This window comes from Herbaspirillum sp. meg3 (assembly GCF_002257565.1).
In the GTDB taxonomy this organism is placed as follows: Bacteria; Pseudomonadota; Gammaproteobacteria; order Burkholderiales; family Burkholderiaceae_D; genus Herbaspirillum.
Map to the genome: position 1 here is coordinate 1032426 of NZ_CP022736.1, position 22884 is coordinate 1055309.

Below are 22884 nucleotides of genomic sequence, written 5' to 3' on the forward strand. Positions count from 1 at the left end.
AATCACTCCATTGTCCGCTGATTAGCAGGAGCTTAATATGAATGCCGTTGCAGAAATTCCAGAAACTTCGATTCCATCCCCGATGATCTTTTCCGACAGCGCCGCAGCCAAGGTTGCGCAACTGATCGAAGAAGAGGGTAACCCAGACCTGAAACTGCGCGTGTTCGTGCAAGGTGGTGGCTGCTCGGGCTTCCAGTATGGTTTCACCTTTGATGAAATCGTCAACGAAGACGACACGACCATGACCAAGAATGGCGTGCAGCTGCTGATCGACTCCATGAGCTATCAGTATCTGGTCGGCGCAGAGATCGACTACAAGGACGATCTGGAAGGCGCGCAATTCGTCATCAAGAATCCAAACGCTACAACTACTTGCGGTTGCGGTTCGTCGTTCTCGGCTTAATGGCCGAGTCTGTACAGATTTAGAAGTACCAGTCTCCTAAGACGTAAAAAAGGACGCTCAGGCGTCCTTTTTTATTTTCTGCGCTTACTGCGGGATTTTTGCAGGCTTATTTGATCGCAGCGAAGGCCGTACGCGCAGCCGCAATCGTTGCCTCAATCACGGCATCATCGTGTTGAGCAGAAACAAAGCCCGCTTCAAATGCCGATGGCGCCAGATAAACGCCTGCGTCCAGCATGGCGTGAAAGAACACGTTGAACTTGTCCTTGTTACCCTGCATGACTTCAGCATAGCTGGTTGGTACGCTCGGCGCAAAGTACAGGCCGAACATGCCACCCACGGTGTCGGCCGAGAACGCTACGTCAGCTGCCTTGGCAGCCTCGCAGAGGCCATCGGTGAGCTTGCGCGTCTGTGCACTCAGCTTGCTGTAGAAATCGGCTTCCTGGACGATCTGCAGCGTCGTCAGGCCTGCCGCAACAGTCACCGGGTTACCGGACAGGGTTCCGGCCTGGTACACGCCACCGAGCGGCGCCAGATGCTTCATGATGTCTGCGCGGCCGCCAAAGGCGGCAACCGGCAAACCACCGCCGATCACTTTGCCCAGTGCAGTCAGATCCGGAGTGATGTTGTAGAGCGATTGGGCGCCGCCCAATGCCACACGGAAGCCGGACATGACTTCGTCGAAAATCAGGATGGCGCCGTACTCTGTACAGAGACGACGCATGGTTTGCAGGAATTCCGGCGTCGCACGCACCAGGTTCATGTTGCCGGCAACAGGCTCCACTATCACGCAGGCGATCTCGTTGCCGGCTGCCTTGAAGGCATCTTCCAGCTGTTGCGTGTTGTTGTAATCCAGCACAAGCGTATGTTTGACGAAATCTTCCGGCACACCTGAGGAGGTCGGGTTGCCGAAGGTCAACAAGCCGCTGCCGGCTTTCACCAGCAGAGAATCCGCGTGACCGTGATAGCAGCCTTCAAACTTGACGATCTTGTCACGTTTGGTCGCGCCGCGCGCCAGTCGCAGGGCGCTCATGGTCGCTTCGGTGCCGCTGGAAACCAGGCGGACTTGTTCAATCGACGGCACCAGTTTGCAAATCTCTTCGGCCATCTCGATTTCGCCCTCGGTCGGCGCGCCGAAACTCAGTCCGCGCGCTGCGGCTTCCTGTACCGCCTGGACGACTTTAGGATGGGCATGGCCGACAATTGCCGGGCCCCACGAGCCGATGTAGTCGATATAACGACGGTCTTCTGCATCCCAGAAATACGGGCCCAGAGCCTTGGTGATGAAGCGCGGTGTGCCGCCGACGGAGCGGAAGGCGCGCACCGGAGAGTTGACGCCGCCGGGTGTGGTCTGCTGAGCGCGGGCGAACAGGGATTCGTTGGTGGTGCCGGAGCTTTTCTGGTTCATACGGAAATGTGAGGAGTGGTCGGTTCAGTCAGTTCAATTGGTTTCGTCTGATTCACGGGCCCAGAAATAGCGGTCGGGAATCAGTTTTCCCATGCCCAGGCGTTGTGCGTGGGCAAGAGCGGCAAGGGTAAATTCCTGGGCTTCGGAAACGGCTTCCGGGATTTCCAGTCCATTGGCCAGCATGGCGCAGATGGCGGCAGACAAGGTCGTGCCCGCGCCCGTAAACGATCCCGGCAGGCGTTGCCAGCTGTCGCGGCGGATAATGCCGGTATCGTCGAACAGCGCATTGACGACTTCATGCATCTCGCCGGGCATGCCGGTCACGAAGAGATATTCGCAACCCATTTCGACGATGCGCGTGGCATCGAGCTGCAGCGCATCGCCCGGCACCGGCTCGCGCCAGGTTTCCGCCAGGCGGTTCAGTTCCACTGCAGAAGCCAGCATCAGCGTGGTTTGCGGGATCAGCAACTCACGGATGGCGATCAGATTATCGTCGTCATCGCCGTCCTGCGAGGGCATGGCAGTAATAAAAGGATCCAGAATCAGCGGGATATCGGGGTAATCCGAGACAATCTCTGCAATCGCAGAAATATTCTCAATGCTGCCGACCGCGCCGACCTTGAATGCGGCGACCGGCATGTCTTCAAGAATGACCCGTGCCTGATCGGCCATCCAGTCGACGTCGATGATCTGAATGTCCTCGATACGCGCCGTATCGCTGACCAGCAGGGATGTGATGATGGACAAGCCGTGGCAGCCCATGGCGGCAAAGGTGGCGAGGTCGGCCTGGATGCCGGTTGCCCCGACAGGGTCGGCTGCGCCAAAAGTTAATATCAGAGGAGAAGTTTGGTTTTGCACGACGAGTAGATTAAGATATCTGGTTTACCATTTTACTTGATTGATTTGAGGGATAGTCAGCCGTGAGCGATAGCAAAACAGAATTTAAGACCTGGATGTGCCTGATCTGTGGTTGGATCTACGACGAAGAGGCCGGCTTGCCGGATGAAGGTATTGCTCCCGGCACGCGCTGGGAAGATGTGCCAATCAACTGGACCTGCCCTGAATGCGGTGCCCGCAAAGAAGATTTCGAGATGGTCGCGCTCTAAAGCGGAAAAAATCATCCGGCGTCAGACTCGTGTCGCCGCATCGCAGGCCTGCTGTTCCTCCAAATAAGGGGGGAAGGCAGGCCTGTTCCATTCATGGGCACGTGTTCATTTTGCTATAGTCGGCTGACAGGCCCGATCGGGCGGCACCCGGAGGGAATGCAATGTCTGAGATTGCAGCGCAGGCTTCTCTGAATATTCTTGTCATTGACGATAGCTACACCATCCGGCGCTCAGCCGACATCTTTCTGAGGCAGGCCGGTCATCGCGTTTTTTGTGCCGTGGATGGCCTCGATGCGCTCGCGATAATCTCCGAAAACAATCCCGACCTGATCTTTTGCGATGTTCTTATGCCGCGGCTGAGTGGCTATCAGACTTGTGCATTAGTTAAAAAAAATGCAAGATTTCATGCAACTCCAGTCATTATGCTGTCGTCCAAGGACGGTCTGTTTGACCGCGCACGAGCAACAATCGTGGGTGCAGCCGCGTTCATGACGAAGCCGTTTTCGGAAGAAGGTCTGCTGGAGGCCGTTAATACTTATGCGGAAAGGCGTAGCATCGTTGTCGAGTCCTGACCAGCGTATTTCTCAAGTATGGAGCAAGGGCTCAATGAAAATAAAGAAAATACTCGTCGTCGACGACTCACCAACGGATCGATACCTGTTGGTGGATATCCTGAAAAAAAAAGGATTTGAGGTCGAGACTGCGGAGGATGGGGATGTGGCGCTCAACAAGATACGTTTGTTCGAACCTCATTTGATTTTGATGGATATCGTCATGCCTGGGAAAAACGGTTTTCAGATCACGCGTCAGATTGCGCGTGATCCTGATCTGAACCATATTCCCGTAATGATCTGCAGCATCAAGGCGCAGGAGACGGATCGCATCTGGGCGTTGAGCCAAGGAGCTCGCGACTATATTGTCAAGCCGGTCAACGCGGACGACCTGATGGCAAAGATCGGTGCGATAGCGGGATAAGCCAGCCGATGGCCCGTCGAAAGAGTGAGGGAAGACGCGATGACACAGAATGAAGCAGCGAATGTGCCGCAGGTACAGTGGAAAAGCAGCCGGTTGCGGGAATTTCAGGCGCGTTTGCTGGAGCGGATGGAAGCCGCGCGTGATGGCTCCGGCATGCGCGACAGCCGTTTGGGCGTTGTCGTCGGAGAGTTGTATTGTTTACTGGATCCGCGCGAGGCAAGCGAGATAACGAGGCTCATGCCGGTGACTAAAGTACCGTTGACCAAGGATTGGTATCTGGGGCTTGCCAATGTACGGGGCAATCTGGTCGGCGTGGTCGATCTGCAGCGCTTCCTCGGGGGCGCGCAACAGGTGCCGGGTAAGGAGAGTCGCGTCATTGTCGTCTCAGCAGCCTTGTCCGGCACCAGCGCGCTGATGGTGTCGCAGGTACTGGGTCTGCGTCATATTCAGGAAATGACCCTGAAGGAAGACGCGGGCGATGCGGCAGAAATCATCTCGGGCAAGCGTTATCTCGATCGTGACCAGCAGGAGTGGGTGGAGATCAGTCTGGCCGCCGTCATCGGCGATGCGCGGTTTTTGCAGGTCGGGTTGTAGGCCAGTTCTGTCAGGCGACCTGGTAAGACCATGTTGTATCCCGCCTGCCGGTGCGAGCAGGTAATAAGGAGTCTCAGTTATGGCATTCAAGTTGCCGCAGTTATCAAAAAATAAAACGACCGCAGCGACAGAGAAGCCGGCAAGCGTGGCAACGGCCGTCAGTTCCAAAGCCGAAAAGTACATGCAGCGTTATCAGCATACGCGCCTGCCTTTTATCGGACGGCAGTCGCTGCGCGCGCAAACACGCATCTTGCTGATGCTGCTGATCTTTGCACTGATCTCGATGTTCTTCTTTCTGTGGCTGGGTTCCAAGCACTATATTCACGCCAGTCTTCAGGCGCACATCACCAGTGATCTGGTGATGCATTCGCAACGTATCGGCAAGGCCGTGCCCAACGCCATTCAGGGCAATCGTGAAGCTTTCAACCAACTCAGCGAAAGCCGCAGGGAATTCAATCAGGGAATGAGCGTGCTGCTGCTGGGCGGCGAGTATCAGGGATACACCATCCGCAGACCAGAGCCGGAGATGCGCGTGGCGTTGACCGATGTGCAAAAAATATGGGATCACACCGATAAGGCGGCCCTCACCATACTCAAGCTGCAGCCTGAACTTACCGGATTTGGCGTCACTCTGGCGCGCTTGCGTTTGTTGTCCCCTAATCTGCTCGACCTGAGCGAGCAGATTTCCATGCTGCAATCGCAAAACGGCAATGCTCCACGCGAGGTTGCCGCTGCAGGGCAACTGGTGCTGTTGACCTTACGGCTTGGGCGCAGCGCCAATGAGTTCCTGACCTCGGAAGGAGTCAATCCGGAGACCGCCTTTTTGCTGGGCAAAGATGTCAACACCTTTCACGACATCATCGATGGCTTTATGAACGGTAGCGAGATTCTTGGCTTGAGCCCGGTGCGTGACAAGGATTTGCGCGACAAGTTAGCCGAGTTGGAAAAGGTATTCGGCGAATATCAGCCGCTGGTCGCCAATATTCTAGGCAATCTGCAAAATTTCATCGCCGCCAAACAATCCGAGCAACTGGTTTTTCTTGAGAATGAAACGCTCAAGCAGCGCCTTACCGTATTACAGAACGACTACCGGCGGGCGCAAGAAACGCGCTCATGGACTTTCTGGATCATGCTGCTGTCCATGGCGACTGCCTTGATTTGCGGGGTCGGTATCGCCTGGGTGCAATTGCAGAGCAGCCGGCGTAACGCCGAAGAAGCCGAATTGCGCCGTCAGGAAGCCGAGGCGCAGCGACTGCACGCACAGCAGCAGGAAGAGCGCGCCATGCGCACCAATGCCATCAATCAGGCGGCGATTTTGCGCTTGATGAATGAACTGCAAAAAGTCGCGGACGGCGACCTGACGGTACACACGACTGTGTCGGAAGACATTACCGGCGCCATTGCCGATTCCGTCAACTACACCGTTGAGGCTTTGCGTGGACTGGTCGGTCAGGTTACGCGCACCGCATCCCAAGTTGCGGCGGCTTCCAATCAAGTACGCAACAATGCCGACGAACTCACCACCGCGGGCCAGACACAGGCGCGTCGGATTCTAGAAACCGGACAGTCCATGCTGGAAATGTCGATTCAGATCACCGATGTCTCGATCTCGGCGAACAAATCCGCTGATGTCGCACGGCATTCCGTGGTTGTGGCCGAGCGTGGCGCCAAAGCAGTGGAAGACGCCGTCAAGGGCATGAATGAAATTCGCGAACAGATTCAGGAAACATCGAAGCGCATCAAACGTCTGGGCGAGTCTTCACAAGAAATCGGCGAGATCACGGAGTTGATTTCCGACATTACCGAACAAACCAATGTGCTGGCGCTCAATGCAGCTATCCAGGCAGCATCGGCGGGGGAGGCGGGACGCGGATTTTCTGTCGTCGCGGAAGAGGTCCAGCGGCTGGCGGAACGCTCCAGCGCCGCGACCCGCCAGATCGGTGCACTGGTTCGGATGATTCAGGCAGACACACATGATGCCGTCGCCGCAATGGAGAAATCGACGGCCGGCGTGGTTGAGGGAACCAAGCTATCCGATGCGGCAGGCGCTTCGCTGTCGGATATCCGGCGCGTTTCCAATCAACTGGCGGAATTGATTCAGGATATTTCCTCTTCGACCGGCAACCAGGCGATCTCGGCCAACAGCGTGGCGCAAAATATTCAAAACATCCTCAGCGAGAATGAAAGTATTGAAGAGCGTCGCGAAGAAGTGATCTCACTCTTTAACGAACTGCACGATCTCGCGGAATTGCTTAAAAATTCGGTGTCTCGTTTCCGGGTAACGATTTCCTGACATCGTGGCCGCGATGTCAACTTTCCCGATGTCAGATACCGTCTTGTATCCCGACCCGTACAGCCTGGAGCCTTTTTCTATGGAACCGGGTGATGGCGCTGCTGTTTCCTCAGCGGCCGCCGCAATAATCTTGCTTGCCCCAGGTCTGCGAGAGATGGTCGCTGAGGTTTGCGCTGCGTTGGACGACGCCAATACAACGGAAGACATCAGCCGAATCTGTGCAGTCATGCAAACCATCGTCAGGGCGTTGACCTTCATCGAAGAGCCGGCACTGGCAGCTTTTGTTACTGCCATCGGACAGATGCTTGATGGTGAGCATGAAGATGATTTTCGTTTAAAAACAGTGGCGGCTGCAAAGCGGGCGTTCTTCTCTCTGCTGCATTATCTGGATGCACTGGGGCAGGTATCGAAACCGCGTCCCTTGCAGCTATTCGATGTCTATAAGGCTGTACTCGCCGCAAGCAATCAGGAGAAGATCCATCCGATGGATCTGGCTTTGCCGGATCATTTCAACGAAAACGAACTGCAATTTCCACCAGATGGGGTGGCGCCAGTCGCGTCATCTGGCGTGACCCCGTCTGCATGTCGAAGCGAATTCGAGGGGGCGTTGCTGAACTATCAGCGAGCAACGGAAACGGATGTGAGCGCCCATTTTCTGCAACGCATGGCAGAAATTTCCCAGCAAATAGTCTGCATGCCGATCGTCTCGCCGCATATAAATTTTTGGCGTGTCATCGATGTCGCCATCGGCTTGTTCGCCGTTGGTGAGGTCGACGTCGATCAATATGCGAAAAAATTTCTCGGGCAAGTCAACTTGCAGTTGCGTCGTCTTGTAAGCGGCACTTGCGAAGGTGACACACGGTTGTTGCGTGAAGGCCTGTTTTTCATTGCTCTGGCGCCGGCATCGAACGATAAGGCGCGAGCGTTCAAGCAAGCCAATGGCTTGCCTGATTTGCATCAGCGCGACTACCAACAGCCTTTCGATACGGTGTCTGAAACGATAGACGCCGCTTCATCTGCTCAAGATCTCCGTGAAGCTGGATCTGCAGAACTGGTGACGGCATTGGCGCGGCTGGAATCCTCAATTGAGAATAGCGTCGACGGCGATTGCAACTTGTCAGAAATTGCGCACGCCATCCGCGAGTTTGCTGTCGTTGCGGAGCGCCTGAAATTTGATGCATCGGCAAAGCTGCTGCGCGCCGATGCCCTTAGCCTCGAAAGGGCGGTTGAAGCAGGCGAAGTGTTGACTGTGGAATCTGCCGCGCTCAAAAATGCCATTCATCACCTCGCCGCATTGAGTTTGTCGTTATCTCTTTCGCAGAATACTTTACCTACTCTCTATCGCCGCAGGCATGAAGAGTCCGTCGACGGCGGGATCGAAAATCCAGAATTACTTGAGCAGTTTGAGCTGCCTGAACAGGCCGAAGAGAGCAAGCAAGCCGAGGGCGCAATCTCGACCGATATCGAGATCGAGAATGCAGGAGCAGAAGAACCTGCTGAGGAAGATTCCGATCCAGAATTACTGGAGATTTTTCTCATCGAAGCCGATGACATTCTCACCACGATGGAGAAGGCATTGGCTGTTTCCCGCGGTGCGCGTGAAGACATAGCGCATGTCACAGTCTTGCGGCGATGTTTTCACACGCTCAAGGGAAGCGGTCGCATGGTCGGGCTGCATGCGATGAGTGAGGGCGCCATGGCGGTGGAAGGTTTTTTGAACGACTGGCTGGCGGAAGCCTCACCGGGAACCGACACACGCTATACGCTGCTGGATTACGCCATGCGTGAAGTCGCCATCTGGGCCGATGAGATTCGCCAGCATGGAAAATCCCGGCGGCGTCCCGATGCAATCATCGCTGCGGTAGAGCGCGCCAGACAAGAAGGAAATGCCGATGCGCCAGGTAATGCGCTGAAGACAGAACAAAGTATCTCGCCTGCCTTGCAAGATGCAGAGGAGTCCATTCGCGTCGGCGACATGGAAATCTCCGTACAATTGCACCAGATCTACTGCGATGAGTCGGCAAATCTGCTCGCTGTCATCGCGTCCCATCTTGAACAGTGGCAGCGGGCATTGCCCGAGGAAGTTGATTCGGAAGTGCTGCGTGCGACGCATTCACTTAAGAGCAGCTCGGCATCGGTGCAATTTGTACCGCTAAAAACGCTGGGGCATGCCCTCGACGACGTGATGCAGTTTATCGAGCATTCGCCTGCTGTGCTGGACGCCGATGTCTGCCGCTTTCTTTTGCTGATCGTGCGGCAACTGCAATTCATGCAACAACTGTTCGCGTCCCGTCAGATGCCACCTGCGCGAGAGGATTTGCAGCAGCAACTTTCATCCCTGCTGGACACGCTGAAAGCGCGTAGAGAAGAGGTGTCAGCAGACGAGCAAGAAGTGTTGCATAGAGAGGGCGGTAAGACAGTTCCTGAGCCGGAAGCAGGTCGCTTTGACCTGGACTCGTTTGATGAGGAGTGTATCGATCTCATCGATCCTGAGCTACTTGAGATTTTTTTGGAAGAAGGGCGTGATCTCTTGCCGCAAATCGGCGAGAGCTTGCACCAATTGCAAAAAACGCCGGACGATCGCCGCTTGATTCAATATCTCCTGCGTCCACTGCATACCATTAAAGGCAGTGCGCGTATGGCCGGTGCAATGCGCCTCGGACAGCACATGCATGAACTCGAAACCAGCATCGACGAGATGGTGCGCGACGGCGTGTCATCCAGTGTGCGGATTGACGATTTGCTGGCACGTTACGATTACGGCCTGCAGTTGTTTGAGGCGCTTCAGGAACCGCCTTCAACGTTGCCGCCCTCCTTACCTCCATTGCTTGTTTCCAGCGAACAGCCGCCGGTGATGGCGGGATCGCGTATCGGCATGCCTGGTATGGAAGCAGGGGGTGGAACGACCGCCGAGGCGGATGCCGGCAAAAACGTCAATGCTGCGCCGCTGGTGCGCATCCGCGCCGGCATCCTGGACAATCTGCTGAATCAGGCTGGTGAGATTTCAATATCGAGGTCAGGGCTGGAGTCCGAAGTGAATGTGCTGCGCAGGCATCTGGCCGATTTAGGCGGCAACGTTTCGCGCCTCACGACGCAGTTGCGTGAGCTGGAAATTCAGGCCGAGATCCAGATCGCTGCTTCCAATCAAAGACTGCCGCAGAACCAGCATTTCGACCCGCTGGAATTCGACCGGTTTACCCATCTGCAGGAAATGACGCGCATGCTGGCGGAGAGCGTCAACGACGTCGCCTCCCTGCAAAAAAATCTTCTGGAGACCGTCGATCACACACAAAACAGCCTCACGCAGCAAGCCAGGCTCACGCGAGAAATGCAGCAAGAGCTGATGCAAGCGCGCATGGTGCAGTTTCGCGGTGTGGAAGAACGTTTGCATCGGCTGGTGCGCCAGATGGCCAAGGAAACCGGCAGGGAGCTTGAGCTGGAGATTCAGGGAAGCACGGTCGAGCTGGATCGCAGCATCCTCGAAAAGATGGTCGGCCCTTTCGAACATTTGCTAAGAAACGCCGCTGCCCACGGTATCGAAACCGCCGATCAGCGCCGCAATGCCGGCAAGCCGGCTATTGGGAAATTATCGCTGCACGTAAAGCAAGAGGGTTACGAAGTCATGATCCGCCTGTCTGATGACGGACAGGGGCTTGATCTCGCACGCATACACGAAAAGGCACTCCGCCTCGGTCTGATCGACGTTGACCGGCAATGGTCGGATGTCGAGCTGAAGGGGCTCATCTTCCAACCCGGCTTTACCACCAGCGCCGACGTGACGGCGATTGCCGGGCGTGGTGTCGGCATGGATGTGGTGCGTTCCGAGGTGGCGTCATTGGGCGGGCGCATCAGTATCGATACGGTCGCCGGGCGAGGTGCGACTTTCATCATTCATTTACCTTTATCGCTGGCGGTCACGCAAGTAGTGTTGCTGGAATTGGGAGATCAGACTTATGCGGTTCCATCGCTTCTGGTCGAGCAAGTCTTGCAGCTGAAAGCCGACAGGCAAGCGGAGGTATTTCGTGACGGCAGCCTTGAGTGGCAGGGGCGCAAGTTACCCATGCACTATCTGCCTGTCTTATTGGGTGAAGACAAGGGCGTACCGGCGCAGCAGACCTTGTCGATCCTGGTGGTCAAAAGCGGCCACGATTTTCTGGCCATTCTGGTCGATCGCATTATCGGCAATCGTGAAGTCGTCACCAAGAATATCGGCCCGCAGCTGGCGCATATGGTGGGTGTAGTGGGCGCCACCGTGCTGGGGAGCGGCAGCATTGCGCTGATCCTCAATCCTATCCAGCTGGCGCAGCGCCACGGTTACCAGAAAGTCTTGCGCCAGGTTGAGCCTGCTTTGATAGAGAAGGGCAATGGCAAGAAGACGATCCTGGTGGTCGACGATTCCCTGACGGTCAGGCGCGTCATGCAACGTCTCCTGACGCGCGAGGGATACCACGTCGTGTTGGCGACCGATGGCGTCGATGCCTTGCATCAGTTGCAGAGTGTTCGTCCTGACATCGCGCTGGTCGATATCGAAATGCCGCGCATGGACGGGTTCGATCTGACGCGCAATATTCGTGACATGAGCGGCACGGCCACGCTGCCTATCATCATGATTACTTCGCGTACCGCCGCGAAACATCGCGAGCGCGCGATGGAACTTGGCGTCAACGAATATCTGGGTAAGCCGTATCAGGATGATGTATTGCTGAAAATGATCGGCCGCCTGACCGGCGAACAAGGCAAGCAGTTACCAGCACACGATATTGACGAGGTGTTGTTTAAGCCGTCCGGGGTGCCATCGGATGAGATGCCCGTCATTTCGCCACCCGTCGGTACGGCATCGTCACAAGAAGATGCCTTGCCTGCGCCGGATTGACCGATTTGCCGAAAAAAATCAGCTATGGTCTAATCTGCCACTTCCTGTGATCACCTGCTGCATAGACTGTTTAGACTGCTGCGACCTCTGACGATTGGGGCTACAAATTAATTCCACACTTGTTTCCATCCTGCTTGCCACGGTGATTGCCGGGGTATTCAGCATTACGGCTGCGGCGATTTTTTCGTTTGCCCTGCTGTCGAAGATGGTCGAGCGCCTGGTCAGTCTGTCGGTCGGCATCATGCTATCGACATCGTTGCTGCATGCCTTGCCGGAAGCGTTCGAGTCCTCTGCTGAGCCGCACAAGCTGTTTGCCTTGTTGCTGGGTGGCCTGCTGGCGTTTTTCTTGCTGGAAAAATTATCGATCCTGCGGCATTCGCACCACCATGAAGAAGATGGTCACGGCCATCATCAGGGCCATGACAAGCGTGAAGCGGGCAAGGCCGGCTGGATGATTCTGGTTGGTGACGGCTTGCATAACTTCACCGACGGTATTTTGATTGCGGCGGCTTTTCTGGCAGATCCACATCTTGGACTGGTGACTGGCCTGGCCATCATCGCGCACGAAATCCCGCAGGAAATCGGCGACTTCATCGTGCTGCTCAACGCCGGTTTTTCGCGCACCCGTGCCTATGTCTATAACCTGATCTGCAGCCTGATGGCGGTGCTCGGCGGCGTCTTGGGCTACTTCATGCTGGAGCGCGGCATGGAATGGATTCCTTACGTGCTGGTGTTCGCCTCCTCCGGTTTCATCTACATTGCCGTCAGCGATCTGATGCCACAAATGCAACGTCGCGCGACGCTGCGCGAAACCATTCCGCAAGTCATCCTGATCGCACTTGGTGTCGCGATTGTGCTGGTGCTGACCAGCCATGCTCACGCGCATTGAGATTGCCGAGGGCTAGCGTCCGGCGGCGCGATCCGGTCGGGGTTTGATGGGACGGCACATCAGCTTGATGACAACGCTGATGACCAGGCCGAAGAAGCCGAGCGTAATAAGTAGCGTTTCAAACACGATAGTCCCTTTCTTGTCTTTTTTCTAAGCTGTTGCCGGGGATGGCGTGCCGTTACTGTAGTCCTGCCGACACTGTCCGCGCCAATATCAAATGCGCCGTGCTGTTATCTCAAAACGGCATAGCGGCAGGGGCAGTATCGGTTCACAATGCGGGCACGATGATTTCATTCAAACAGCTCAGATACTTTGTCGAGATAGTCGCTGCCGGAAGCTACACGCGGGCTTCCGAGCGCTTGTACATCGCGCAATCGGCGTTGAGCCGGCAGATCAAGGAGCTGGAGTCGGACATGGACGTCGTGCTGTTGCGGCGAGATGCCAAGCAGGTCGAGCTGACATTGGCCGGGCAGGAGTTCTACGACAAGGCCCGCAAGATTCTGGAAGACTTGGAGCACGCCATTTCGCAGGCGCGCTACATCGACAAGGGCGAGCGGGGTGCGATCCGCCTGCTGCACTCCAGTTCGGTGCCGCTGTCGCCGCCGCTGGGGCCGTGTCTGAATAGCGTATTGGAAGGGTTCCCAGGTGTCACGCTGGAGATTTCGCAAGCCTCGTCGGAACATCAGGCGCTGGAGATCGAAGAAGGGCGCGCCGACCTCGGGCTCGCGCGCATTCCCATCCTGCGCAAGCATCCGCATCTGGAAACCGTCACCTTGTTTCAGGAGAAACTGGTCGTTGCGGTTTCGTTGCAGCATCCGCTGGCGCAGCACAGTGTCATCGACATTGCCGCATTACGTGACGAGTTGTTCGTATCGACGCCGCATCGCGATCGCGGCGGGCTGAGTTATCTGGTGGCGGAGCGTTGCATTGCGCACGGCTTTTTTCCAAAACCGGCACGCGCCACTTCACGCAAGGCGTCGCTGCTGAGTCTGGTCAATGCCAACTTCGGCATTGCCATCGTGCCTGACAGCATGCGCGCCATTGCGGTCTCCGGCGTACATTTTATCGATCTGAAGGAAGAGGATTTTCAATCCGCCGTGGTGCTGATGCATCGGCGCGGGGCTTCGGTGATGGTCGATCAGTTCGTGCAGGCTTTCATTGCGGCGATTGCCAAGCCGTCGACGTCGCCAAACCTGACGACATCGACGTAGACTTCTCCCCTGCTGTCAGGGCTGCGGACCGGTAGCAACCGGACGCGTCGAATCAGAACTCCACTCACTCCACGAACCGGGATACAGTTTTGCACCGGGCAAACCGGCGACTTCCAGTGCCAGCAAGTTGTGGCAGGCGGTAACGCCCGAGCCGCATTGCATGATGGCAGTTTGCGGATTGTCGATCACGGCATTCCATTCGGCGCGCAGTGTTTCCGGCGATTTGAAGCTGCCGTCGGGGGCGAGGTTGTCCTTGAAGAAGCGATTCTTCGCGCCCGGGATATGGCCGCCAACGGCGTCCAGCGTTTCGTTCTCGCCGCGATAGCGATCTGCTGCGCGTGCGTCCACCACGGTCATGGCCTTGCTGTCGATATTGTCGAGCACACCTTCGGCGTCAATGCTGGTGACCAGGGAAGACTCTTCCTGCAAGTCGCCGCGCGTGGCCACCGGCATCTCCGTCGTCACTGCGCCGCCTTGTGCCTGCCAGGCTTGCAAACCGCCGTCCAGCACGGCGACTTGCACATGGCCGACCCAGCGCAGCAGCCACCACAAACGTGCTGCATACATGCCGCCTTGTGCGTCGTAAGCAACTACTTGCGTGTTCGCGTTGACGCCGATGACGCGCATGGCGTCGACGAAATCCTGACGTTCCGGCAGCGGATGGCGGCCCTTGAACTTGCCATCGCTGCCGGTTTTGGCGCCGGACAGGATCTGATCCAGATGGGCAAAGCGCGCGTTCGGGATGTGACCGGCACGATAGGCATCGAGGCCGGCATCCGGATTGGTCAGGTCGTGACGGCAGTCGACGATCAGCAGGTTGTCGTCACTCGCATGGGCGGCGAGATCGGCGGCGGAAATGAGAGTAGCGTAGGTCATGATTTTTCCTAAACTTCAGTGGCAATCGGATCGATCGCCGGCAGATTCTTGGAAGATTGTTGCGAGCGTTGATTGTAGAACGTGGAGACGATGCCGCTCATCAAAATGATGGCAATACCGGCAAAACCCAGCCAGCCCGGCGCGTCTTTCCAGATCAGCATACCCCACATGCTGGCAAACACGATGCCGGTGTACTGCAGATTGGCCGTCACCAGCGTATTGCCGAGGCGATAGGCACGCGTCATGGCGATTTGCGCGATGGTCGCAGTCAGGCCGATAGTGAGGATCAGCGCGACGCCTTTGAGGCTGTGTGCATGCCAGAACGGTACGCGACCGGTGGCGATGCTGCCGGCGATCCCGGCCAGCAAGCCAGTGAAAGAAAAATAGAAGACCACGCGATATTCCGGCTCGCCCAGCAGGCCGAGCTTGCGCACCTGCAGGTAGACCAGCGCCGACAACACGCCCGAGAACAAGGCGATCACGCCGCCGAGCAGTTCATCCGAGTTGATCGATGGGCGCAACAGCAGCGCCACACCGATGAAGCTCAGCACCACCGTACCGGCCAGGCCCCATTCGAAGCGCTTCTTGCCCTGCCACCAGGCCACGCCGAACAGCATCGCGGCAATCCAGATCGATGACATGTAATTCAGCGTCGTGGCGGTCGCTACCGGCAGCAGGTTGAAGGAGTAGAACCACAGCCACAGCGAGATCACGCCGACGCCGCCGCGAATGATGTGGTCGCGCGGATAGGGAGTCTTCAGCGTGCCGCCCTTGATGCTGATCAGGACGTAGATGAAGCTGACCCCGACGATGCCGCGGCAGAGCACGATTTCAGCGGTGGAGTAATGATCGCCGGCCAGCTTGACGCAGACGCCCATGATCGAAAACAGGAAGGAAGCAACAAGCATCCAGAGGGATTGCATGACGGAACTCTATTCAAAAACGATGACAAAAAAACAGGCAGCGCGAGCTGGTGCCGGCGCTGCCTTCGGATATTGCGTTAGTCGGAGGTGATGCAGAATTCGTCTGAAGCTGCGGATGTTGCCAATGTTGTTAATGTCGTGAGACTACATCGTGACCATCGCATCTTCGCTGCCTTCTGCATGTCTGCTCCTGGGAGATTCAGTTTTCTTGCACCGCGATCTCAGCTATTTGCGAGCGGTACCATTCGTGGAAGTGCTGCATGCCGTCTTCCATCGGCGACTGGTACGGACCGACTTCACTGGTGCCGCGATCCATCAGTATACGCCGACCCGCATCCATGCGCAGGGCGATCTCGTCGTCCTCGACACAGGTCTCCATGTAGGCGGCGCGTTCGGCTTCGACCATCTCGCGTTCGAACAGGGCGATTTCTTCCGGATAGTAGAACTCGACGACGTTGGTGGTCTTTTGCGGACCACTCGGCCACAGCGTCGACACCACCAGCACATGCGGATACCACTCGACCATGATGTTCGGATACAGCGTCAGCCAGATCGCGCCGTACTTCGGCGGTTGGCCGTTGCCGAAGCGCAGCACCTGCTCCTGCCACTTCTTGTAGGTTGGCGAACCCGACTTGGCCAGGCCGTGATTGACGCCCACGGTCTGCACGCTGTAGTTCTTGCCGAATTCCCATTTCAGGTCGTCGCAGCTGACGAAGCTGCCCAGACCAGGGTGGAAGGGCTCGACGTGATAATCCTCCAGATAGACTTCGATGAACGTCTTCCAGTTGTAATCGCATTCGTGCACTTCGACGTGATCGAACAGATAGCCGGAAAAATCAAGATCCTTGCTCACACCCAGTTGCCGCAATTGCGCCGCGACGTCGACACCGTCCTTGCCGTTGTTCTCGAACAGCAGGCCGTTCCAGTTTTGCAAAGGCGTTTTGGACAGGTTCAGGCACGGCGTTTCGCCGAAGTGCGGCGCGCCGATCAGGTCACCCTTGAGATCATAGGTCCAACGATGCAGCGGGCAGACGATATTGCGCGCATTGCCGCGGCCGTCCAGCATTTTTGCTTGACGGTGGCGACAGACGTTGGAAAGCAGATCGATGCCTTGCGCGTTGCGCACCAGCATGCGACCTTCGTTTTCCCATGGCAGCGTTGCATAGTCGCCGACATTGGGCACCATCAATTCATGGCCGGCGTAACGCGGGCCCTTCTGAAACAATTGGTGAATTTCGCGCTTGAAAAGCGCCGCGTCAAAATAGACGTCTACTGGCAATTGCGCGTTTGAGCGCGCCAGTTTGGCAAAAGTAGCAAGATCGGACATCCCCGCCCCCAAATTAATTTGCACCAACCTAAGAGAGAAAGAATCCGCAAAAACCTGGGTTCAAATAATATGAAGAGGAAATTTTGGACAGAACCGCGGATTATGCCATAAAACCGGGGTATCTGGGGCGTTCGACCGCGTAAATCGCGATCAAGTTCGCGTTCGAACGCCTATCTGTGGCGGTTTGCACTAAAATAACGGGCTATATTCGAAATCAGCCACTATGCCAAAGAATCCTGTCAAAGCCAGCTCACCCGCCTCGTTTGAAGAAGCCATGGAAGAGCTGGAGCAACTGGTCGTCCAGATGGAAGCGGGCGAACTGCCCCTGGAAGCTTCCGTCGCGGCATACAAGCGGGGCGCTGAACTGGTCAAGTTCTGCGCCGCTCAGCTGGACAAGGTCGACAGCCAGGTCAAAGTACTTGAGGGCGACATGCTCAAACCACTGGCCACCGGCTCCACCGGTTCTGCCGATGATGAGGATCGCGAATGAGCGCCAGAATCGGGGCCACTTCGTCTTTCCTGGAGTGGATGCAACACATCCAATCGGGCATGGAAACCACGCTCGATACCTACCTGCCGCCGGAAACCCATATGCCCGCGCGCCTGCATCAGGCCATGCGCTATACCGCGCTCGATGGCGGCAAACGCGTACGGCCGCTGCTGGTCTATGCTGCCGGCGAACTATTTGATGCTCCTGGGCAATTGCTGGCGCGCTCTGCCGCCGCAGTGGAGATGATCCACGTCTATTCGCTGGTGCATGACGATATGCCTTGCATGGACGACGATGCCTTGCGTCGCGGCAAGCCTACCGTGCACGTTAAATACGACGAAGCGACCGCCTTGCTGGTCGGCGATGCCTTGCAGGCGCAAGCGTTTGCGGTGTTGGCAGACATTGTTGACGAACAGCAAGCTGCGCGTCAGTTGAAGATGGTGCATCTGCTGGCCGAGGCTGCCGGCTCGGCAGGCATGTGCGGCGGCCAGGCAATCGATCTGGCCAGCGTCGGCATGACGTTGTCGCTGGCGGAACTGGAACAGATGCACAGGCTCAAAACAGGAGCACTGCTGCGCGCATCGATTTTGCTCGGCGCCTACAGCGGCAAGTTGCTGTCAACGGCGGAAACCGCAGCGTTGGAAGCCTACGCCGGCGCTATCGGCCTGGCGTTTCAGGTGGTGGACGATGTTCTCGATGCGACGGCGGATTCCGCCACGCTCGGCAAGACTGCCGGCAAGGATGCCGCTGACAACAAGCCGACCTACGTGTCGATCCTTGGTTTGAGCGAATCGCAGGCACTGGCAGAAAAGCTGCGCGGCGATGCGCATCAGGCGCTGGAGCAATTCGGCGACAAGGCGCGCCGCCTGCATGAGCTGGCCGATCTGATTGTGCAGCGCAAGGCATGACCACGGAAGACAGACAGAAGACAGCGAAGAGCACGGACAGCAAGAGTAAGAACAACGCGAAGAATACAAGCGAAGTGTACGAAGAATGCAGTGGCATCAGCAAAACAGTCTGACTGGCAGCCACAGCTTCTTCGCAGTAGCAAATTAACGGTGAACAACCCAGCATGCTTAATACGATAAATAGCCCAGCCGATCTGCGGCAACTCCCGCGCACCCAGTTGAAGCCTTTGGCTGACGAGCTGCGCGCCTTCGTGCTCGATTCGGTATCGAAGACCGGTGGACATCTCTCGTCCAATCTCGGTACGGTGGAATTGACGATTGCCTTGCACTACGTCTTCAACACCCCGGAAGACCGCATCGTCTGGGACGTGGGTCATCAGACTTATCCGCACAAGATCCTCACCGGCCGTCGCGATCAGATGTCAACGCTGCGCCAGTTCAATGGTATTTCCGGTTTTCCGCGCCGTGCCGAGAGCGAGTACGACACCTTTGGCACCGCGCATTCCTCGACTTCCATTTCCGCTGCGCTGGGCATGGCGCTGGCCGCCAAGACCAAAGGCGAAGACCGCCACGCCATTGCCGTCATCGGTGACGGTGCGATGACTGCAGGCATGGCCTTCGAAGCGATGAACAACGCCGGTATCTCTGAAGACGTCAATCTGCTGGTGATCCTCAACGACAACGACATGTCGATTTCGCCGCCGGTCGGCGCGCTCAATCGCTATCTCGCACGCCTGATGTCCGGACAGTTCTACGCCAAGGCCAAGAACGTCGGCAAGTCCATGTTGCCGGCGCCCATGTTGGAACTGGCCAAGCGTCTGGAAGAGCACGCCAAGGGTATGATCGTCCCGGCCACCATGTTCGAAGAATTCGGCTTCAACTATATCGGGCCGATTGACGGTCACGACCTCGACTCGCTGATTCCGACGCTGCAAAACCTGAAGAACCTCAAGGGCCCACAATTCCTGCACGTGGTAACCAAAAAAGGCCAAGGCTACAAGCTGGCCGAAGCCGATCCGGTGCTGTATCACGGTCCCGGCAAGTTCAACCCGGCTGAAGGCATCAAACCTGCTGCGGCAAGCAAATTGACGTACACCCAAGTCTTCGGCGAATGGCTGTGCGACATGGCTGCGCAAGACAAGACTCTGGTCGGCATCACGCCGGCAATGCGCGAAGGTTCGGGCATGGTCAAGTTTGAACAGAAGTTTCCTGATCGCTACTATGACGTCGGCATCGCCGAACAGCACGCCGTCACCTTTGCCGCCGGTATGGCGTGCGAAGGTTTGAAACCGGTCGTGGCGATTTACTCGACCTTCTTGCAGCGCGCTTATGATCAACTGATTCACGACGTTGCCCTGCAAAACCTCGACGTGACTTTCGCTCTGGATCGCGCTGGTCTGGTCGGTGCCGACGGCGCCACGCATGCAGGCAATTACGATCTTGCTTTCCTGCGCTGTATCCCGAACATGGTCGTCATGGCTGCGTCCGATGAAAACGAATGCCGCCAGATGCTGTCCACAGCCTTCGAGCATAAAGGTCCGGCAGCGGTGCGTTATCCGCGCGGTTCCGGCACAGGCGCCGCGGTGGAAAAGACCTTGACCACCATTCCGATGGGCAAGGGCGAAGTACGCCGCGAAGGCAAGGGCATTGCGATCCTCGCCTTCGGCACGATGGTTGCACCGGCGCTGGCCGCGGGTGAAAAACTCAATGCGACTGTCGCCAACATGCGTTTCATCAAACCGCTCGATATTGAGCTGGTCAAGCAACTCGCCGCCAGCCACGATGCGCTGGTAACGGTCGAAGAAGGTTGCATCATGGGCGGCGCCGGCGCTGCCGTGGCCGAGGCGATGGCTGAAGCGGGCATCGTCAAGCCGTTGCTGCATCTGGGTTTGCCGGATCGCTTCATCGATCACGGCGACGCAGGTCAATTGCTGGCCGGCTGCGGCCTCGACGGCGAAGGCATTGCCGCTTCGATCGTGCAGCGTTTCGGCAAGGATCAGCCGCGCCTGGTGGTCAACAACGGTTGAGTGTCTGGATAGCGATGTAAAAAAAGCGGCTTCGGCCGCTTTTTTTGTTTCATTCCTGCTTTTCGTCCTCAGTGTGATCCCGGCCCTTGCGCCACAACACATCGCTGCCTCCCGCATAGCGATTGAGTACGCGTGAGAGCACGAAACACAGGTCGGACAGCCGGTTCAAATATTGCCGAGGTTGAGGATTAACGGTTTCTGCTTGTGCCAGCGTCACCACGGCGCGCTCGGCACGACGGCATACGGTGCGGCATATATGCATCTGCGCTGCTGCGCGCGAACCGCCGGGCAAGATAAATTCTTTGAGCGGCGGCAGGTCGGCGTTGTACTTCTCCAGCAGCGCATCCAGCCGTGCAACCTGAGTCTCTGCAATCAGGCTGTAGCCAGGGATGCACAGCTCGCCGCCCAGATCGAACAAGTCATGCTGGATCGTCAGCAATTCCTCGCGCAAGGTCGCCGGCAAGTCTTCGCATAGCAGCAGGCCGACATGTGAGTTGAGTTCGTCCACGTCGCCCAAGGCGTGAATGCGCGGATGATCTTTCGCCGTGCGGCTGCCGTCGCCGAGTCCGGTACTACCGTCGTCGCCGGTGCGCGTTGCGATTTTTGACAGGCGATTACCCATAATGTTTTTTCCAAAAAATGAACATGATACAGAGGTCACTTGGCGACGTCCGCAGAGCGCTTGTCATTACCTGTTTGCTAAAGCCCGTCGACACTCATCTGGGTTGGCCAGCAGACAGGCTTGGTCACCCAGATGATTTTTGGGGCTAATTCGCGACACTAAATAATGTTTTTTTGATAATTTATATTTTGACAACATATACTGAATCCTCGAACTTAAAATGATCGGCCCATCCATGGTGGGCAAGGACTTGAGGAGGCGGTATGGGGCAACAAGGCGTGCAGTCGCTGTCGTTCACGGTGGACAAAATCAGTGGTGCTTTGTTGGCTGTCTTTTCTCCTGGTGCAGGCCGGTCAGATCTTACTCTTGCGTTTGTCAGGCAGGCATTGCATGAGGGAGGGCACACCCGGCTGTGTATCGACGAAACCGAGTTGAAGAATTTCGTTGCAACAGCCGTTTCAGCCAATGAGTCGTTTTCTCACAAAATCGGTGAGAGCCGCGACGGAGAATTTTTTCTTGAGATTGCTCCGGACAGAATGAGTGTCCACCTGACGCTGATCCCTCCGCAGGGCGGCCGTCCCAAAGCCCTTGAGGTCATCAATGAAATTCGTACACAAGGTATCACACACGGTCTTCGACATGATGCGCTGCGCGGCGCGCTGAATGCGGGCCATTGCGACAGGTTGCTGATTGCGGTAGGCGAATCGCCCATAGAAGGGCGGGCGGCAAGCTTTGAAAGTCTTATCAAAGAACGAGAGGAAGAGCTTGCCGAGATTGATGAGGACGCCGTCGTTCACTTTGCCGATCTTGGACATATATTGCTGGTTGATGCCGGCACGCCCTTGATGCGGCGAACCCCCTATATTGCCGGTATTAACGGCATTGATGTAACAGGGCTGCCGGTACCGGCGAAGCCGGTGCCCGACATTGGATTCAGCAATCAGTGCGAGGGGGCAGAAGCCCACCCCGACGATCCCGATCTGATGGTTGCTGCCGTCGCAGGGCAACCGAAGCTGATTCCCAATGGTGTGCAGGTAGATCCGGTCGTCGTCGTCGATCACGTGGATCTGAGCACTGGCAATATCGATTTTCCGGGGACGGTCAAGGTCAAGGGCGACATCAAAAGCGGCATGCGGCTGCATGCCGGCGGCGATGTCATCGTCAGCGGCATGATCGAAGCTGCGGAAGTCATCTCCGACGGCAACATTCTTGTCAAAGGTGGCGTTGTCGGTCTTGCAGATATGCAAAATGGAAGCGGAGGCGGCAGCTCTGCCAGGCTATGCGCAGCAGGCTCGGTACAGGTGCTGTTCGCAGAGAGCACCTATATTACCGCCGGTGACAAAATCGTCATCGCCGGCAATGCCTGCCAATGCGACATGCGAGCCGGCAACGCCATTATTGCGGGGATCAATAATCCAAAAACAGGGCACATCATTGGTGGTCAGGCCAAGGCCACCATGTTGATCAAAGCAGTCCGCCTCGGTTCGCCAAATGGCCTTGCAACCAGGATACAAGTCGGTCTTGATCCGCATGAAGAAGAGAAATTGCGCGCGCAAGAACAGCAGCTTCAATACAAGCTTGATGATCTTTTTGCCGTCATCAAGCAGATCTCCTATTACCGCAGCAACCCCGAGAAAGCAGGGAACGGCCTGGCTCAGGATGCTGATCTGAAACATCGGCTGATGACCGAGGAAGTGCAGGCATTGACTGTCCAGCATGAAGCCATGAAAGAGCAACTGGTCGCCGCTGAATCTGCGCGTATCGTCATTGGACGGGCAATTCACGAAGGCGTTGAATTGCGCGTCGTGCGCCAGGTATGGCAAGTGCTCGATGACCTCGGCGGCGGTGTGGTGAAACTTCATGCGGGAAAGATTTCATTGAGTGATCGATAAGACATTCAGGCGCAGAAACAAGGGGTGGTTGCCTTCTTGCGGGGCGAACTCGGCCTAAGTTGTCAGACAA

19 protein-coding genes are annotated in these 22884 nt (G+C 56.7%); 13 read left to right on the forward strand and 6 right to left on the reverse strand.

Annotated features, from left to right (window positions below; genetic code table 11):
• Positions 1-37 precede the first annotated feature (37 nt).
• Positions 38-403, forward strand: a complete 366-nt coding sequence (erpA, locus tag hmeg3_RS04735) for an iron-sulfur cluster insertion protein ErpA (RefSeq protein WP_007877914.1) — start codon at positions 38-40, stop codon at positions 401-403.
• A gap of 106 nt (positions 404-509) precedes the next feature.
• Here erpA and hemL read toward each other — a convergent pair whose 3' ends face one another.
• A complete protein-coding gene (hemL, locus tag hmeg3_RS04740) occupies positions 510-1808 on the reverse strand; it encodes a glutamate-1-semialdehyde 2,1-aminomutase (protein ID WP_094562718.1) in 1299 nt (432 codons plus the stop codon).
• A gap of 33 nt (positions 1809-1841) precedes the next feature.
• A complete protein-coding gene (locus hmeg3_RS04745) occupies positions 1842-2666 on the reverse strand; it encodes a hydroxymethylpyrimidine/phosphomethylpyrimidine kinase (protein ID WP_094562719.1) in 825 nt (274 codons plus the stop codon).
• Between the two features lie 95 nt (positions 2667-2761).
• On the opposite strand from hmeg3_RS04745, the gene hmeg3_RS04750 reads away from it, so the two are divergent.
• The 8 genes from hmeg3_RS04750 (at position 2762) to hmeg3_RS04785 (ending at position 13749) form a co-directional block, all read left to right on the forward strand.
• On the forward strand, positions 2762-2914 hold the full coding sequence (locus hmeg3_RS04750; RefSeq protein WP_034299925.1) for a rubredoxin: 153 nt from the start codon (positions 2762-2764) through the stop codon (positions 2912-2914).
• Positions 2915-3075: 161 nt separating this feature from the next.
• On the forward strand, positions 3076-3486 hold the full coding sequence (locus hmeg3_RS04755) for a PleD family two-component system response regulator (protein ID WP_094562720.1): 411 nt from the start codon (positions 3076-3078) through the stop codon (positions 3484-3486).
• Positions 3487-3520: 34 nt separating this feature from the next.
• Complete coding sequence (locus hmeg3_RS04760) at positions 3521-3889, forward strand: response regulator (RefSeq protein ID WP_094562721.1); 369 nt, start codon at positions 3521-3523, stop codon at positions 3887-3889.
• Between the two features lie 39 nt (positions 3890-3928).
• A complete protein-coding gene (locus hmeg3_RS04765; RefSeq protein ID WP_094562722.1) occupies positions 3929-4483 on the forward strand; it encodes a chemotaxis protein CheW in 555 nt (184 codons plus the stop codon).
• Positions 4484-4562: 79 nt separating this feature from the next.
• Positions 4563-6776 carry a methyl-accepting chemotaxis protein gene (locus hmeg3_RS04770; RefSeq protein ID WP_094562723.1) on the forward strand — a complete coding sequence of 738 codons (2214 nt, stop codon included), beginning with the start codon at positions 4563-4565 and terminating at the stop codon, positions 6774-6776.
• Between the two features lie 130 nt (positions 6777-6906).
• Positions 6907-11649 carry an Hpt domain-containing protein gene (locus hmeg3_RS04775; RefSeq protein ID WP_198361785.1) on the forward strand — a complete coding sequence of 1581 codons (4743 nt, stop codon included), beginning with the start codon at positions 6907-6909 and terminating at the stop codon, positions 11647-11649.
• Between the two features lie 94 nt (positions 11650-11743).
• Positions 11744-12538 carry a ZIP family metal transporter gene (locus hmeg3_RS04780; RefSeq protein WP_094562725.1) on the forward strand — a complete coding sequence of 265 codons (795 nt, stop codon included), beginning with the start codon at positions 11744-11746 and terminating at the stop codon, positions 12536-12538.
• Between the two features lie 284 nt (positions 12539-12822).
• On the forward strand, positions 12823-13749 hold the full coding sequence (locus hmeg3_RS04785; RefSeq protein WP_094562726.1) for a LysR family transcriptional regulator: 927 nt from the start codon (positions 12823-12825) through the stop codon (positions 13747-13749).
• 15 nt (positions 13750-13764) lie between these two features.
• On the opposite strand, the gene hmeg3_RS04790 is transcribed toward hmeg3_RS04785, so the two are convergent.
• The 3 genes from hmeg3_RS04790 to hmeg3_RS04800 form a co-directional block, all read right to left on the reverse strand.
• Complete coding sequence (locus tag hmeg3_RS04790) at positions 13765-14625, reverse strand: sulfurtransferase (RefSeq protein ID WP_094562727.1); 861 nt, start codon at positions 14623-14625, stop codon at positions 13765-13767.
• 8 nt (positions 14626-14633) lie between these two features.
• The gene (locus tag hmeg3_RS04795; protein WP_094562728.1) at positions 14634-15548 is read right to left on the reverse strand and encodes a DMT family transporter; all 915 of its coding nucleotides are present in this window, start codon (positions 15546-15548) and stop codon (positions 14634-14636) included.
• Positions 15549-15747: 199 nt separating this feature from the next.
• The gene (locus hmeg3_RS04800; RefSeq protein WP_094562729.1) at positions 15748-16875 is read right to left on the reverse strand and encodes an aromatic ring-hydroxylating dioxygenase subunit alpha; all 1128 of its coding nucleotides are present in this window, start codon (positions 16873-16875) and stop codon (positions 15748-15750) included.
• 223 nt (positions 16876-17098) lie between these two features.
• Between hmeg3_RS04800 and hmeg3_RS04805 the strand changes: the two genes are divergently transcribed.
• The 3 genes from hmeg3_RS04805 to dxs all read left to right on the forward strand — a co-directional run bounded on the left by hmeg3_RS04805 (position 17099) and on the right by dxs (position 20300).
• Positions 17099-17365, forward strand: a complete 267-nt coding sequence (locus hmeg3_RS04805; protein ID WP_094562730.1) for an exodeoxyribonuclease VII small subunit — start codon at positions 17099-17101, stop codon at positions 17363-17365.
• Complete coding sequence (locus tag hmeg3_RS04810; RefSeq protein ID WP_094562731.1) at positions 17362-18273, forward strand: polyprenyl synthetase family protein; 912 nt, start codon at positions 17362-17364, stop codon at positions 18271-18273. Before hmeg3_RS04805 ends, hmeg3_RS04810 begins: the two co-directional genes overlap by 4 nt.
• A gap of 164 nt (positions 18274-18437) precedes the next feature.
• Positions 18438-20300, forward strand: coding sequence for a 1-deoxy-D-xylulose-5-phosphate synthase (gene dxs, locus hmeg3_RS04815; RefSeq protein ID WP_094562732.1), 1863 nt, complete (start codon positions 18438-18440; stop codon positions 20298-20300).
• A 49-nt stretch (positions 20301-20349) separates the two neighbouring features.
• Here dxs and hmeg3_RS04820 read toward each other — a convergent pair whose 3' ends face one another.
• Complete coding sequence (locus tag hmeg3_RS04820) at positions 20350-20922, reverse strand: cob(I)yrinic acid a,c-diamide adenosyltransferase (RefSeq protein ID WP_094562733.1); 573 nt, start codon at positions 20920-20922, stop codon at positions 20350-20352.
• A gap of 263 nt (positions 20923-21185) precedes the next feature.
• On the opposite strand from hmeg3_RS04820, the gene hmeg3_RS04825 reads away from it, so the two are divergent.
• A complete protein-coding gene (locus hmeg3_RS04825) occupies positions 21186-22814 on the forward strand; it encodes a DUF342 domain-containing protein (RefSeq protein WP_094562734.1) in 1629 nt (542 codons plus the stop codon).
• Positions 22815-22884: the final 70 nt, after the last annotated feature.

Excerpts from the sequence above, each read along its gene's own strand:
- erpA (WP_007877914.1), top strand. The coding sequence starts at position 38 with ATGAATGCCGTTGCAGAAATTCCAGAAACTTCGATTCCATCCCCGATG.
- hemL (WP_094562718.1), bottom strand. The coding sequence starts at position 1,808 with ATGAACCAGAAAAGCTCCGGCACCACCAACGAATCCCTGTTCGCCCGC.
- hmeg3_RS04750 (WP_034299925.1), top strand. The coding sequence starts at position 2,762 with ATGTGCCTGATCTGTGGTTGGATCTACGACGAAGAGGCCGGCTTGCCG.
- hmeg3_RS04755 (WP_094562720.1), top strand. The coding sequence starts at position 3,076 with ATGTCTGAGATTGCAGCGCAGGCTTCTCTGAATATTCTTGTCATTGAC.
- hmeg3_RS04760 (WP_094562721.1), top strand. The coding sequence starts at position 3,521 with ATGAAAATAAAGAAAATACTCGTCGTCGACGACTCACCAACGGATCGA.
- hmeg3_RS04765 (WP_094562722.1), top strand. The coding sequence starts at position 3,929 with ATGACACAGAATGAAGCAGCGAATGTGCCGCAGGTACAGTGGAAAAGC.
- hmeg3_RS04770 (WP_094562723.1), top strand. The coding sequence starts at position 4,563 with ATGGCATTCAAGTTGCCGCAGTTATCAAAAAATAAAACGACCGCAGCG.
- hmeg3_RS04785 (WP_094562726.1), top strand. The coding sequence starts at position 12,823 with ATGATTTCATTCAAACAGCTCAGATACTTTGTCGAGATAGTCGCTGCC.
- hmeg3_RS04790 (WP_094562727.1), bottom strand. The coding sequence starts at position 14,625 with ATGACCTACGCTACTCTCATTTCCGCCGCCGATCTCGCCGCCCATGCG.
- hmeg3_RS04795 (WP_094562728.1), bottom strand. The coding sequence starts at position 15,548 with ATGCAATCCCTCTGGATGCTTGTTGCTTCCTTCCTGTTTTCGATCATG.
- hmeg3_RS04800 (WP_094562729.1), bottom strand. The coding sequence starts at position 16,875 with ATGTCCGATCTTGCTACTTTTGCCAAACTGGCGCGCTCAAACGCGCAA.
- hmeg3_RS04805 (WP_094562730.1), top strand. The coding sequence starts at position 17,099 with ATGCCAAAGAATCCTGTCAAAGCCAGCTCACCCGCCTCGTTTGAAGAA.
- hmeg3_RS04810 (WP_094562731.1), top strand. The coding sequence starts at position 17,362 with ATGAGCGCCAGAATCGGGGCCACTTCGTCTTTCCTGGAGTGGATGCAA.
- dxs (WP_094562732.1), top strand. The coding sequence starts at position 18,438 with ATGCTTAATACGATAAATAGCCCAGCCGATCTGCGGCAACTCCCGCGC.
- hmeg3_RS04820 (WP_094562733.1), bottom strand. The coding sequence starts at position 20,922 with ATGGGTAATCGCCTGTCAAAAATCGCAACGCGCACCGGCGACGACGGT.
- hmeg3_RS04825 (WP_094562734.1), top strand. The coding sequence starts at position 21,186 with ATGGGGCAACAAGGCGTGCAGTCGCTGTCGTTCACGGTGGACAAAATC.